Consider the following 13609-nt stretch of genomic DNA (forward strand, 5'->3'; position numbering starts at 1 on the left):
GGCATGTCCGAAACGATTTCCGCGCTCGCCGTCACCCATTGGGTGCGGCGGGCTGCAACACTGCTCGAGGAATCTCAGGCGGAAATCAATCGCATCAACGTGTTCCCCATCGCGGACTCCGACACCGGGTCGAACATGGCCCACACCGTCCGCGCCGCCTGCGAGGAACTCCAGTCGGCGATTAGCGGGGGCACGCTGCCGGAACCGGAGGACGCCACCGACGCGAACCTCCCAGCCATCACCGCGCTGTTGGCCACGGGTGCGGTCAAGGGCGCACGGGGGAACTCCGGAATGGTGCTGAGCCAGGTCTTCCGCGCGCTCGCGGATGCCTCCGCCCAGGGACCGATCGACGCGGCCGCGTTGGTTCGGATGCTCCAGGACGCCGTGGGCTTTGCCGAGTCCACCATCGCCGCACCAGTGGAGGGCACGATTCTCACCGTCCTGCGCCAGGCCGCCAACGGTGCGAGTACCTCCCATGAGGCTGGTCACGGTATGAGCGAGATCGTCGACGCGTCCCTCGACGCTGCCCGCGAGGCGCTCTTCGATACCCCCAACCAGCTCGAGGTTCTCGCCGAGGCCGGCGTCTACGATGCCGGCGGGGCAGGGTTCATCCTCATGCTCGAAGCACTCAAGGACGTCTTAAGCGGTGGGTCAGAAGGGACGACGTTGACGGGGCCCAGCGCAGCAGGGCACGAGGGGCCCGGAGTTGATGGTGCAGCCGGCAGCCACGCCTATTCTCACGGTGTGGCCGCCAAGCTGGAGTTGCTCTTCTTCTTCCACGGCGACGTCGACCCGCTGTGCGAGGTACTCGCCGCGCATGGCGACTCAATCGTTATCGCCCCCGTGTCCGAGCAGCAGGCGAAGGTGCACGTTCACACGCTCGAGGCCGGCCCGCTGCTCGAACAGGCCTTCGGGCTGGGGAAAGTGACCGAGCTGCGGATTGAAGTGCTGCCCAGCGAGCCCGGGAAGCACCCAACCGCGGCGCGCCGGGCATCCCGGCCCATCATCGCCTTGGTGCCTGGACACAACGAGGGCGCGAAAGAAGCGGTGGGTGATTCTGGCGCGGACGATGAGCAAGATATCTTCGCGGCCGTGGGGGCCGTCAGCCTCGACCCGGCGGCCAGCGAGGAGCAGACCCGCGCCGCGCTGGAGCAGCTGCCCGCCGGTGAGATCGCCGTGCTCACTAACGGGGCGGACCCCGCTGCCATCCTGGAGGTAGCCCAGCGGGAAGGGCACGGCCGGCAGCTCCACATCATCGACACCGACTCCCTTGTTGGGGGCCTGGCTGCGCTCGCGGTGTTCGATCCGACGAACGACTGGGAGGACAACACGGCGGACATGCTGGACGCCAGCGTGTCCCAACGTTGGTGGCAAGGCCCGCCCGAGCAGCTGCCGCAGACCGTGGCTGACCTGTTGGCAGGTGGTGGCGAACTCGTCACCTTCATCACCTCCGATCCCACTGTGGCCGATGCTGTGGAGGCCTTCGTGCAGCGCGCCCGCGAGCAGTACACCGGCGTGGAGTTCCATGAGCATCACGCGCGAGGCTTGGGCGCTGCGGTCCAGGTGGGTGTCGAGTAGATGCTTGGCTGGCAGGACACCCGCCCGCTCACGACGGCGACCACCCCCGACCGGGCGAAGAGCCTGGCAGATAAGCCGGGACTGTCAACCCTTCAGGACGTACTGCTGACCTTCCCGACGCGCTACGCCAGGCTGGGTACATCGGACCAGCTGGACATGCTCGTGCCCGGCGAAATGTACACCTGCGTGGCCCAGATTCTGGGAGTCGAGCAGAAGGAAAATTTTTCGGGTCGCGGGCCCCGAACCTTCATCCGCTTCCGCTTTACTGACGGTAGCGTGCAGATGGAGTCCGCGCTCTTCGGTAACCCGAAGATGCACCTGGGGGTGATCCAGCCCGGCGCGATCCTGCTGCTGCACGGCAAACTGGATACGTTCCGCAATCAGTGGCAGCTGAAGAATCCCAGTTATGCGACGATCGACCCGGGCCTCAGTGCACGCTTCGGGGCCTATGGCTCGCTGAAGACGATCGTGACGATCGCGGGCAGCCAGGAGGCGGCGCAGGAGCTGCTGCGCATGCCTTATTTGCCTGGTTATCCGCGCAAGCGGGGTACCTCGACCGCGGAGCTGATCGGCGTGGTGGACCAGATCCTTCGGGGGCCGCTCGCGCCGACCCCAGGGGGCGAGACGATCCCGGAGATGCTGCCGGACCCCACCGCGCCAGGGACGAGCGGAGATGTGGTCGGCGGGGAGGCATCCGATTCGGTGCCTGCGTGGCCGACCGGGGTGGACGGCGCGCCGCTGATCCGTTTCGACGCCGCCCTGCGCGGCATTCACCAGCCACCGGAGGAGGGTCCCGGCGCTGCGATCGAACGCCTGAAGTTCAATGAGGCTCTCGAGCTGCAGCTGATCATGGCGCTACGGGCAGCGGACGCCACGCGGCGCACCTCGCCTCGAGTGGATGCGCTGCACTCCGAGCTGCTGGCAGCCTTCATCCACAGCCTGCCCTACCGGCTGAGTGAGGGACAGAAGTCGGCGTGGGACCGGGTTGCCGAGGCACTGGATTCCTCAGAACCCGCAAACCTCATGCTGCAAGGCGACGTCGGTAGCGGGAAGACCTTGATCGCCGCACTGGCGATGGTGGCGGCCGCGGATGCTGGCCTGCAGTGCGCGTTCATCGCCCCGACGGAGGTGCTGGCGGTGCAGCACGCGCAGACCCTCACGCGTCTGGTTGAGGGGCTGCCGATCACCATTACGGTGCTCACGGGCAGCCAGAGTTCGGACGTGCGCCACCGGTCGCTACTGGACATCATCAGCGGCCAGGCGCATATCGTGGTGGGAACGCACGCGCTTATCCAGGATTCGGTGGAGTTTTTCAACCTGGGGCTCGTTGTCGTCGATGAGCAGCACCGCTTCGGGGTGCGGCAGCGCGATTATCTGAAGAACAAGGCCGCGGCCGGGAAGACTCCGCACATGCTCGTCATGACGGCCACACCGATTCCTCGCAGCGTTGCGATGACGATGTTCGGCGACCTCGAACCGATCTTCCTTCCGGGGCTGCCAAGCGGTCGTGGTGAGGTGCGCACCGCCGTCGTCCAGGCCGGTCGCCGCGCGTGGGTCGATCGCATGTGGCAGCGAATTTCCGAGGACGTCGCCGCCGGGCACCAGGCTTTCGTCGTCGTGCCGCGCATCGAGGGCGAGGACGGGGTGCTGGCGTGGGCGGAGAAGCTGGCGTCGGGCCCGTTGGCACACTGCACGGTGGATGTGCTGCACGGCAAGATGGCTCCCGAGGAGAAGGCGGCCGCGATGGCGGGCTTCGCGGAGGGACGGACGGACGTGCTGGTTGCCACCACCGTTATCGAGGTCGGGGTTGACGTCCCGAACGCGACGGTGATGGTGATCATCGATGCCGAGAATTTCGGCGTTTCTCAGCTGCACCAGCTGCGTGGCCGCATCGGCCGGGGCTCGGCCGACGGCTGGTGCATGCTGCACACCACCGCGCTGCCGGGGTCAGCCAGCTATGACAGACTTGAGTCGGTCGCCGCGACGACCGATGGCTTCGCGCTGGCCGAACTGGACCTCGAACAGCGAACCGAGGGAGATATCCTCGGCGATGACCAGTCCGGGGCCGGTTCCCGGCGTGCGCGCCTACTGAACCTCGCCAGCGATGGCGAAATCATTATGCGGGCGAAGGACTATGCCCGGGAGTTGGTGGAAAAGCAGGAAGAACTAGCCCGGAGGCTCGTGGCGGACATCGAGTTGGAAGACCAGGAGTATATCCAGCGCGGCTAGGCTCTCGGAGCCAGCAATCGTGATAGTCGGGTAGGCGCCAGGCGCGTAGAGGAATAGGAGCAGGAAGGACTAATGAGCCGCATCATCGCCGGACAGGCGGGAGGCCGCAGCATCAAGATTCCCAAGCAGGTCACCCGGCCGACCTCCGACCGGGCCCGGGAAGGGCTGTTTTCCTCCCTCGAGGCCCGCTTCGGGCTGACGGGGGAGGTCGTCCTCGACCTTTACGCCGGCTCTGGGGCGTTGGGGCTCGAGGCCGCCTCCCGGGGCGCGGCAGAGGTCACGCTCGTGGAGGCCCTCGACGGGGCTGTGAGCACCATCAAGGGGACTATTGCGACGGTGGGGCATCCGAACACCCACGTGGTTCACGCCAAAGCCATGACCTTCCTGGCGACCGCGCCGAGGCAGCACTACACAATGGTGCTTGCCGACCCACCCTATGAACTGGCCGACGACGCGGTGGCAGACATGCTGGCAGCACTGATCCCGGCGCTCGCGCAGGATGCCGTCGTCGTCATCGAAAGAAACAGCAAGAGCCCGGAGACGGCATGGCCTGAAGGATTCGAGCCGACGGGGCAGAAGGTGAAGAAGCGCACCTTTGGCATCGCGCGCTTCGATATGGCGATCTGGCGGGGCTAACGCCGCGTGTATCGCGGAAGGGGAGCGCCGGGTGCCCGGCGAGGTGGCCGGCGCTACACTTAGACACCATGCGAGTAGTCTGCCCAGGATCTTTTGACCCGGTGACGAATGGTCACCTCGATATCTTCACGCGCGCTGCGGCCCAGTGGGATGAGGTCATCGTGTTGGTGACCTATAACCCCAATAAGAATGGGCTGTTCAACGAGCAGGAGCGGGTGGCACTCATCGAGGCAGCCATCGCGGATCTGCCGGAGGAGCGGCGCCCGAAGAATATTCGGATCGACACGTGGGACCGCCTGTTGGTGGACTACCTCACCGATAACAACATCTCCGCGCTGGTCAAGGGGCTGCGCAGCTCTCTGGATTACGAGTATGAGCTGCCGATGGCTCAGATGAACCAGCGGCTCTCGGGGGCGGATACCTACTTCTTGCTCACGAGCCCGGAGTACGGTTACGTGTCCTCCACCCTCTGTAAGGAAGTCGCGAAGTACGGCGGGGATGTTTCTGGGCTGCTGCCGGAGCCGGTAGCCGAGGCTGTGAAGGCGAAGTTCGCCGAATCCTAGACGGCCTCTCCGCACCGGCCACAGCGAAAGAAAAAATTGTTAATTCCTGTGACCGGTGTGTTTCTCCGCGGGTGATTCCCTGGAACATGGAATAGTGGTGAGCATGTACAAAACCTTCCAAGGCATGGACGATCTCCAGCACATGGTGGAGCAGGCTTATAGCGTGCCCATGACATCCAATTGCATGGTGCCGCGCCGCGAGGTGCTCGACATCCTCGACGAGATGCGTAACGCCATTCCTATCGAGATGGACGACGCTCAGGACGTCCTTGATCACCGCGACAAGATTCTCCACGATGCTGAGGATCGCGCCGACGGCATGGTCGCCGACGCTGAGGCGGAGCGCGACCGGATTCTTGAGGAGGCCCACGCACGCGCGGAGGCGATGGTGCGCGACGCCGAAGAGCGTGCCACCACCACGGTCGCCCAGGCTGAGGATGAGGCCGACCGCCTGGTTACCGAGGCTCGCAACGAATACGACCACGTCACCTCCCGCGCCGCCGCGGAATCGGACCGCCTCATTAAGGCAGGTAATGATTCCTACCAGCGCTCCGTGGACGAGGGTATTGCCGAGCAGCAGCGCCTTGTCTCCGAATCCGAGGTTGTCCGCAACGCCGAGGCGGAAGCCCAGCGCATCGTGCAGTCCGCCCACGCGGATTCCGACCGCCTGCGCAACGAGTGCGACCGCTACGTGGATTCCACTCTCGCGGAGTTTGAGGAGTCCCTCTCCGCCACCCTGCGCAGCGTGGGCCGCGACCGCGCCGCCCTACGCAAGGGGGCTGGCGTCTCCGGACTGCGCAGCGACTCCAACTACGGGGACCACAGCTACGAGAGCTAAGCGCCGAGCTGCCCGCCTGGGGTGAAGCGAGCGGGACGTCGTCCCAAATGGCGGCGGGGAGCCTAGAGCGGGTACAAAAGGGGTATGAGCAACCCCTTCATCCTCGATGTTCAGGACATCCTCGGCCAACAAGGTGGCCCGGAGCACATTCACACCACCGGTGAAACCCCGCATAACCTCGGCGGGGAAATGTTCGGAATTACCCCCGGCACCAGCGTCGATATCGATTTGATCCTCACCAACCTGGGTGAAGCCATCATGGCCCAGGGAACGGTCAGCGGGCCGGCCACCGTCGAATGCGGTCGCTGCCTCCGCCACTTCACAACGGACCTCAGCATCAAGGTCGACCAGGTCTTCGGCACCTCGGCGGATTTCATCACCACCGAGGACGAGGACTCCGAGGAGGACGCCGAAGAGCTGCCACCGCTGGTTGAGGACGAACGCATCGACCTGACGCAGACCGTGCTCAACGAAGCCGGGCTCAACGCGCCATTCAACCCCGTCTGCGCTGATTACGGACTCGAATGCGAGACCAATGTCCCGGAGCCGGACGGCATCTCCGAGGAGGAAGCGGAAGAGGAGAAGGTCGACCCGCGCTGGGCCGGCCTGTCCGCAATCAAGTCCCAACTGGCCGGGGGTGACGATGGCTCGCAAGCGTAGGCTCACCGGCGAGGCGGCACTTCGCGCCGCATATTCCAAGCACGACCACGCCCCGCTGCTGGAGGCATGGGGGATCGAGCTCTCCGACGAGATGCTGCGGCTGGCGCTGACCCACCGTTCCTTCGCACACGAGAATGACAACGTGCCGAACAACGAGCGCCTCGAGTTCCTCGGCGACGCCGTGCTCGGACTCTCGGTCGCCGAGCAGCTGTACACGCAGTTCCCGCAGCGCAGCGAGTCCGATATCTCCAAGATGCGCGCGGGCGTGGTGAATATGTATGCGCTCGCGGGGCTGGCCCGCAACCTCGGGCTGGGGGAGTACATCCTGCTCGGCCGCGGAGAGATGAAGACCGATGGGCAGGATAAAGATTCCATCCTCGCGGACACCGTCGAGGCAATCCTTGGCGCGATCTACCTGGAGCACGGCTTCGCGGTTGCGAAGGCGACGGTGTTGCGGCTGTTTAAGTCCATGATCGATAAGGCCCCGACCGTGGGGCTGACCATGGACTGGAAGACCACCGTGCAGGAACGCCTGCGCGAACACGATCTGCCGATGCCGGAGTATGAGGTCACCTCCTCCGGGCCGGAGCACGACAAGGCCTTCTTCGCCACGCTCAAGCTGGATGGCAAGGAGCGCACCCGCGGCCAGGGGCGCACGAAGAAGGAAGCGGAACACCAAGCGGCTCGCGCTATGGTGGAGGAACTCAGCAAACGTGCCTGAGCTGCCTGAGGTGGAGGTCGTCCGTCGCGGGCTGGAAGAACATCTCAGCGATGGGGTCATCCACGACGTCGACGTCCGTCATCCCCGCGCCGTTCGCGCCCAGCCTGGCGGGGCTGCGGAGCTCGTCGCGCTTCTGGACGGTGCCCGCATCCAGTCCATTGAGCGCCGGGGAAAGTACATGTGGCTCGTGCTGAATAATGGCCGTGCGCTGTTCGTCCACCTCGGGATGAGCGGGCAGATGCTGATCCATGAGGCTTCGGATCCGGCTCTGCCCACCACGCACGTCCGAATTTCTGCGCGGGTCGACGTGGGGGAGAAGGACCTGGTGCTGAGTTTCGTGGATCAGCGCACCTTTGGTCAGTGGCAGGTCACGCCCGTCGTGGCAGACCCGCACGGGGGCTTTACGGGGGTGCCGGTTCCGGTTGCGCACATCGCCCCCGATCCCTTCGAGGCGGTCTTCGACCCGGCGGTCGTGGCCCGGCGCCTCAGGGCGAAGAAGACCGATGTGAAGCGTGCGATCCTGGATCAAACACTGGTCTCGGGGATTGGAAATATTTACGCCGACGAGGCGCTGTGGGCCGCGGGCGTAGCTCCCAGCCGCCGTACCCGGGGCATGCGCCAACGCGACGCCGTGGCCGTATTGGAGCAGGCCGGGGCGGTGATGCGCCGGGCGCTGGCCCAGGGCGGCACCAGTTTTGATTCGCTCTACGTCAACGTCAACGGAGCCAGCGGCTACTTCGCCCGCTCGCTCAATGCCTACGGCAGGGCCGGGAAGCCATGCCCCCGCTGTGGGGAGCCGATCGTTCGGGTGCAGTGGACGAACCGATCCTCACACTTCTGCCCGCAGTGCCAGTCCAGCTAGCGTTCAGAACGGGGCTGGGTTACGGGCAGGCTATTCCAAGAATGGGTGGTGGAGTTCTACAATGTCCCTATGGAAAAACTTACTGAGCTCGTTGATGGCTCGATCAATGGTGTCATCTGGAACATCATCCCGTGGCTGTTGATCGCCGCGGGCATCTACTTCGGCTTGCGGACTCTCTTCGTCCAGGTCCGCATGCTGCCCACGATGCTGAAAGCAGTCGCGGAGAAGCCGCCGGTTGCCCGTGATGAGCGGGGCAATGAGATCCAGGACGGCGAGCGCGTCGGTATTTCGGCGTTCAAGGCTTTCACGATTTCTGCCGCCTCTCGCGTGGGAACCGGCAACATTGCCGGCGTGGCGCTGGCGATCTCTATCGGTGGGCCGGGCGCGGTCTTCTGGATGTGGATGATCGCCATCGTCGGCGGCGCGACCGCCTTCGTGGAGTCCACGCTGGCTCAGCTGTGGAAGTCCCGCGACATCAACGGCCACTACCACGGTGGCCCGGCCTTCTACATGACGCGCGGCCTGGGCTGGAAGCCGCTCGCCGTTATCTTCGCCGTGGCGCTCTCCTTCACCTATGGCTTCGTCTACAACGCGATTCAGACGAACTCCATCGTCGACGCGGTGGGAGTCTCCCTCAACAGCGATTCCACGACCCTCAAGCTGATCGTCGCGGTCGCCGTTGCCTCCCTCACCGCCCTGGTTATTTTCGGCGGCGTGACCCGCATCGCCAGCGTGACGCAGATCATCGTGCCGTTGATGGCCGTGGCCTACATCATCGTGGGTCTCATCGTCGTGCTTATGAACCTCAGCGAGGTGCCGGGCATGGTCGGGCTCATCGTGGGCCACGCACTCGGTATTAAGCAGGTCGCGGGCGCGGGCATCGGCATGGCCTTCGGCATCGGCATGCGTCGCGGCCTGTTCTCCAACGAGGCAGGCCAGGGCTCCGCGCCGAACGCGGCCGCGACCGCGACCGTCTCCCACCCTGTCAAGCAGGGCCTCGTCCAGACCCTCGGCGTATATTTCGACACCCTCGTTGTCTGTACCATCACCGCTTTCGTGGTGCTGCTGGGCCCCGCCGTGACCTACGGCCGCGACGACATCCAGGGCGTCTCCCTGACCCAGACCGCGCTCGCCGATTCGGTTGGCTCGTGGGGTGCGCACTTCATCACCTTCATCCTCTTCTTCCTGGCTTTCTCCTCGGTCATCGGCAACGTCTACCTGGCCCAGGCCAATATCGAGTACCTGTCCGAATCGAAGAAGGTCATGACGATCTTCCGCCTCGGCGTGATCGCTTTCGTCTTCTTCGGAGCCTTCGGCTCCCTGCCGCTGGTGTGGGCGCTGGGAGACACGATGGCCGGCACCATGGCGATCATCAACATCATCGCGATCGTCCCGCTGGGTGGCATCGTCTTCAAGCTGCTGAAGAACTTCAACGATCAGCGCAAGAAGGGTCTGGATCCGGTCTTCCACCGGGATATGCTGCCGGAGGCGAAGAACGTCGAGGTCTGGGACGGTTCCGACTCGGCGACCCGCCGCGGTTGGCTCGAGCGCCGCTCCCTGCGTGAGTTCACCTAAAAGCGACGAGAAGACTGCGCCCGGAATACGGCGAGCTAAGGAGAAACGGAAGTGACTGAGCAACCACAGGTCCGCCTCACCGCCTGGTGCCACGGCCGGGTCCAGGGCGTGGGCTTTCGCTGGTGGGTCGCCGGCCAGGCCAAGGCCCTGGGGCTGACCGGCTCGGCCACGAATTACCCGGACGGTCGGGTGCTCGTTGTCGCGGAGGGGGCACGACACCTGGCCGAAGAGTTGCTTGACCGGCTCCAGCCCGGCGCGTTGACGAACCCGCAGCGCCCGGGGCAGGTCACCACGGTCGTCGAGTTGTGGGGCGAGCCCAAGGGCGCGGTCGGTTTCGAGCGCCGCTAACGCGCGAGCCTGTGCTTAGAGCTTGTCCTCGCGCAACGATAAGATAGCCGCATGCACTTAAAGTCGTTGACCCTCAAAGGATTCAAGTCCTTTGCGTCCTCGACGACCCTGAAACTCGAGCCGGGGATCTGCGCTGTCGTCGGCCCCAACGGCTCGGGGAAGTCCAATGTCGTCGACGCCCTGGCATGGGTGATGGGGGAGCAGGGGGCGAAGACCCTGCGCGGCGGCAAGATGGAGGACGTCATCTTCGCCGGCGCCGGTGACCGCAAACCGCTGGGGCGGGCGGAGGTTACCCTCGTCATCGACAACTCCGACGGCAAGCTGCCGATCGAGTACTCCGAGGTCGCGGTCACCCGCCGCATGTTCCGCGACGGGGCCAGCGAATACGAGATCAACGGCGCCAAGGCCCGGCTCATGGATATCCAGGAGCTGCTGAGCGACTCGGGTATCGGCCGCGAGATGCATGTCATCGTCGGTCAGGGAAGGCTCTCCCAAATCCTGGAGTCCAAGCCTGAGGAGCGCCGCGCCTTCATCGAGGAGGCCGCGGGTGTGCTGAAGCACCGGCGCCGCAAGGAGAAGGCACAGCGCAAGCTGGTCGGTATGCAGGCCAACCTGGACCGCCTCCAGGACCTCACCGATGAGCTGCACCGCCAGCTGGGGCCACTAGCCCGGCAAGCCGACGCCGCACAGCGGGCGTCCACCGTGCAGGCCACCATCCGGGACCGTCGCACCGTCCTGGCGGCCCATCACGTCCGCACTCTGTCGGAGAACCTCCACGAGGCCAATGCCGAGACCGAGCGACTCATCGAGGAGCGCGAATACCTCACCGAGCAGCTTGAAGAGCACTCCGGTGAGCTCGCCGAGGTGGAGGAAGAGCTGCGCACCGCGCTGGAGGACGCGGAGTCGGCCCGCACCCTCTGGTACCGGCTTTCGGCGGTCGCGGAGAAGAACTCCGCCTCTCTGCGCATCGCGGCCGATCGCGCTCAGGCCAGCGAAGAGACCGCCTGGCTGGGACCCGACCCCGCCCATCTGCTGGAGCGAGCCGAGCGGGCGGATGCTGAGCAGGAGGAGCTCGACGAGGCCGTCGAGATCGCCCAGGAAAAGCTCGAAGGAATCCGGGAGACCGTTGCTGAGGCCCAGGACGCCGCCCGGCAGGCGGAGAACGAGCACCTCGCCCAAGTCCGGGCCATCGCGGACCGGCGCGAAGGCGTGGTGCGTCTGCTCTCCCGCCAGGAGGCAGCCAGCGAGCGGTTGGCTAACGCACAGGCCGAGGTGGAGCGCAGTGAAGAGGCCGTGGGCGAGCACACTGAGGAGCTGGAGAACCTCAGTGAGGAGCTCGCGGAAGCCGCCGACGAACTAGCAGATATCGAGGGTGGGGGAGAGGAACTCCGCGCAACCGCAGAGCAGCTCGCCCGCGAGGTCCAGACCGTTGAGCAGCGCGCAGAGGAGCTGCGCAACCAGGAACGCGCGCTGGAGCGCGAGATTGCGGGTCTGGAGGCCACCATCACCGGCTGGCAGGAGCGGCTGCGCCCCACCGACGGTGCTGCCCGCGCGACATCCGCCGCCGAAGAACAAGGCCATGCGGTGAGCACCCTGGCCGAAAACCTCACCGTCACTGGCGACTGGTCTGCCGCGGCGGCTGCCGTCCTGGGCGCGATCGCTCCCACCGGGGTCGTTACAGCCTCAGACGAGGCGATCCTCAGCGCACTCGAGGGCAGCGATGAGGGCCGCGCCCTCGTCATCGAGGCTGGATCCGAAACCAAGGAGAAGGCCGGCTGGCGCCTTGATGCGGCCTTGCCCGCAGGGCAGTGGCTGCTGGACGTGATCGAACCCAGCCAGGAGGTTGCCGCCGCGTTGAATGCGTTGCTCGTCGACGTCGTCGCTGTGGCAGACGCCGCTGAGGCCCGCCGCCTCGTAGCCGCCGACACCAGGCTGAGGGCAGTGACCAAGGCCGGCAGCCTCTTCGGGCCCGGTTGGTTCGCGGCGGGTCGCGGGGGAGCAACGCCCGCGGTGGAGCTTGCTGCGAAGATCGACCAGGCTGGCGCGGACGTCGCCGAGAAGAAAGAACAGCTCGCTGACCTGAAAGCGAGCCTCGACGCCGCGCTCGAAACCACCGCGGAACGACGCGCCGCAGCCAGCAGCGCCAAGGCCGCCGTCCAGGAGCAACGGGCACGCGTCCAAGCGGCCCAACACCGCTTCAAGGCGGCAGAGAACGCGGAGGAATCCGCACGCCGTAGCCTCGAGCGCGCCACCGTTCAACGCAACCAGGCCGAGGAGAGGGCCCGCCAGGCTGATGAGGAACTCGCCGAGGTACGCGACCGACTCTCGCGAGTGCAAGAGCCCGAAGAACAAGAGGAACCTTCCACCGCGCAGCGTGACCGGACGGCTCAAGAACTCACGCAGGCGAAAGCCATGGAGATGGATGCACGCCTGCAGCTGCGAACGGCTGAGGAACGCGCCGCCGCCACCCGCGGCAAGGCGGACAACCTGCGGCGCCAGGCCCGCCAGGAAGAGGCCTCCCGCAAACAGCACGAGATCGCACGGGCGCGCCGCGAAGCCAAGCGCCAGGCAGCGCTCATCGTGCAGGAACAGGCCGAACGGGTCGGCCAGCGCATCACCGATGCACTCCATCGTGCCCAGGAGTCCCGCACCCTGACCGAGCAGGCACACCGCCAATGGCAGGAACGCATGCGCCAGCAAAAGGCAGAGGTCAATAAGTACAACAGTCAGCTCGGGGCGGTCACCCAGCGGGCGCACGAGGCGGAGCTGAAGCGCAACCAGGCACAGCTCAAGCTCGAGCAGGCCGCGGAATCTGCGATGGAGCAGCTCACCATGACGTCCGAACAGCTGCTGGCCGTCGAGCTCCCGGAGGACTTCGATCAGGCCACAGCGCGTAAGGAGCTCAAGCAGGCGGAGAAAGACTTGAACTCCCTCGGCAAGGTCAACCCACTGGCGCTGGAGGAGTATAAAGCGCTGGAGGAACGCTATTCCTTCCTCGCCAGCCAGCTCGACGATGTCGAACGCGCCCGCGAGGACCTCAACGGGGTGATCAAGGACGTGGACAACACCATCCTCACCCTCTTCGTGGAAGCCTGGCACGACGTGGAGGAGCAGTTCCCCAAGGTCTTCGAGACCCTCTTCCCGGGTGGGTCCGGCCGACTGGTGCTGACCGACCCGGAGGACATGCTCACCACCGGTATCGAGGTGGAAGCTCGCCCGCCGGGCAAGAAGGTCAAGCGCCTGAGCCTGCTTTCCGGCGGTGAGAAGTCGCTGACCGCGCTGGCACTACTCGTCGCCATCTTCCGTGCTCGCCCCAGCCCGTTCTACGTCATGGATGAGGTCGAAGCTGCGTTGGACGACGTCAACCTGCGACGCCTGATCGCGCTGTTCGAAGAGTTGCGTAAGGACTCCCAGCTGATCGTGATCACGCACCAGAAGCCGACGATGGATGTGGCCAATGTCCTCTACGGTGTGACCATGCGTGGGGACGGCGTGACGCGCGTTATTTCGCAGCGTATGAAGCCACTGGAAGCCGGTTAGCCCAGGCCAGCCCGCACACAGGGGGAACGGGCTGGGGCGTGCGGAATTGCTAGCCGGGT

At 65.6% G+C, this 13609-nt stretch carries 11 protein-coding genes; all 11 read left to right on the forward strand.

Annotated features, from left to right (window positions below; all coding sequences use genetic code 11):
• Positions 1-3: 3 nt before the first annotated feature.
• The 11 genes from CU_RS03925 (at position 4) to smc (ending at position 13550) form a co-directional block, all read left to right on the forward strand.
• Positions 4-1578, forward strand: a complete 1575-nt coding sequence (locus CU_RS03925; protein ID WP_231837753.1) for a DAK2 domain-containing protein — start codon at positions 4-6, stop codon at positions 1576-1578.
• On the forward strand, positions 1579-3807 hold the full coding sequence (locus tag CU_RS03930) for an ATP-dependent DNA helicase RecG (RefSeq protein WP_012360032.1): 2229 nt from the start codon (positions 1579-1581) through the stop codon (positions 3805-3807). It begins immediately after the preceding gene.
• A 72-nt stretch (positions 3808-3879) separates the two neighbouring features.
• Positions 3880-4443, forward strand: a complete 564-nt coding sequence (locus CU_RS03935) for an RsmD family RNA methyltransferase (protein WP_012360033.1) — start codon at positions 3880-3882, stop codon at positions 4441-4443.
• 68 nt (positions 4444-4511) lie between these two features.
• Positions 4512-5006: a pantetheine-phosphate adenylyltransferase gene (coaD, locus tag CU_RS03940; RefSeq protein WP_012360034.1), complete on the forward strand. Its 495-nt coding sequence runs from the start codon at positions 4512-4514 to the stop codon at positions 5004-5006.
• A gap of 103 nt (positions 5007-5109) precedes the next feature.
• Positions 5110-5844, forward strand: a complete 735-nt coding sequence (locus CU_RS03945) for an ATP synthase F0 subunit B (RefSeq protein WP_012360035.1) — start codon at positions 5110-5112, stop codon at positions 5842-5844.
• 84 nt (positions 5845-5928) lie between these two features.
• Entirely contained in the window at positions 5929-6504 is a 576-nt protein-coding gene (locus CU_RS03950) for a YceD family protein (RefSeq protein WP_012360036.1), read from the forward strand.
• The gene (gene rnc / locus CU_RS03955) at positions 6488-7225 is read left to right on the forward strand and encodes a ribonuclease III (RefSeq protein WP_012360037.1); all 738 of its coding nucleotides are present in this window, start codon (positions 6488-6490) and stop codon (positions 7223-7225) included. Before CU_RS03950 ends, rnc begins: the two co-directional genes overlap by 17 nt.
• Positions 7218-8087, forward strand: coding sequence for a bifunctional DNA-formamidopyrimidine glycosylase/DNA-(apurinic or apyrimidinic site) lyase (gene mutM / locus CU_RS03960; protein WP_012360038.1), 870 nt, complete (start codon positions 7218-7220; stop codon positions 8085-8087). The genes rnc and mutM overlap by 8 nt, the downstream gene beginning before the upstream one ends.
• Before the next feature lie 69 nt (positions 8088-8156).
• A complete protein-coding gene (locus tag CU_RS03965) occupies positions 8157-9662 on the forward strand; it encodes an alanine/glycine:cation symporter family protein (protein ID WP_012360039.1) in 1506 nt (501 codons plus the stop codon).
• 51 nt (positions 9663-9713) lie between these two features.
• On the forward strand, positions 9714-10010 hold the full coding sequence (locus CU_RS03970) for an acylphosphatase (protein ID WP_012360040.1): 297 nt from the start codon (positions 9714-9716) through the stop codon (positions 10008-10010).
• Between the two features lie 51 nt (positions 10011-10061).
• Complete coding sequence (gene smc / locus CU_RS03975) at positions 10062-13550, forward strand: chromosome segregation protein SMC (RefSeq protein ID WP_012360041.1); 3489 nt, start codon at positions 10062-10064, stop codon at positions 13548-13550.
• Positions 13551-13609: the final 59 nt, after the last annotated feature.

This window comes from Corynebacterium urealyticum DSM 7109, assembly GCF_000069945.1.
In the GTDB taxonomy this organism is placed as follows: domain Bacteria; phylum Actinomycetota; class Actinomycetes; order Mycobacteriales; family Mycobacteriaceae; genus Corynebacterium; species Corynebacterium urealyticum.

What these genes read in the sequence shown, in the direction of transcription:
- CU_RS03950 (WP_012360036.1), top strand. Translation starts at nt 5,929, where the DNA reads ATGAGCAACCCCTTCATCCTCGATGTTCAGGACATCCTCGGCCAACAA.
- CU_RS03925 (WP_231837753.1), top strand. Translation starts at nt 4, where the DNA reads ATGTCCGAAACGATTTCCGCGCTCGCCGTCACCCATTGGGTGCGGCGG.
- CU_RS03930 (WP_012360032.1), top strand. Translation starts at nt 1,579, where the DNA reads ATGCTTGGCTGGCAGGACACCCGCCCGCTCACGACGGCGACCACCCCC.
- CU_RS03965 (WP_012360039.1), top strand. Translation starts at nt 8,157, where the DNA reads ATGGAAAAACTTACTGAGCTCGTTGATGGCTCGATCAATGGTGTCATC.
- coaD (WP_012360034.1), top strand. Translation starts at nt 4,512, where the DNA reads ATGCGAGTAGTCTGCCCAGGATCTTTTGACCCGGTGACGAATGGTCAC.
- CU_RS03945 (WP_012360035.1), top strand. Translation starts at nt 5,110, where the DNA reads ATGTACAAAACCTTCCAAGGCATGGACGATCTCCAGCACATGGTGGAG.
- CU_RS03935 (WP_012360033.1), top strand. Translation starts at nt 3,880, where the DNA reads ATGAGCCGCATCATCGCCGGACAGGCGGGAGGCCGCAGCATCAAGATT.
- rnc (WP_012360037.1), top strand. Translation starts at nt 6,488, where the DNA reads ATGGCTCGCAAGCGTAGGCTCACCGGCGAGGCGGCACTTCGCGCCGCA.
- smc (WP_012360041.1), top strand. Translation starts at nt 10,062, where the DNA reads ATGCACTTAAAGTCGTTGACCCTCAAAGGATTCAAGTCCTTTGCGTCC.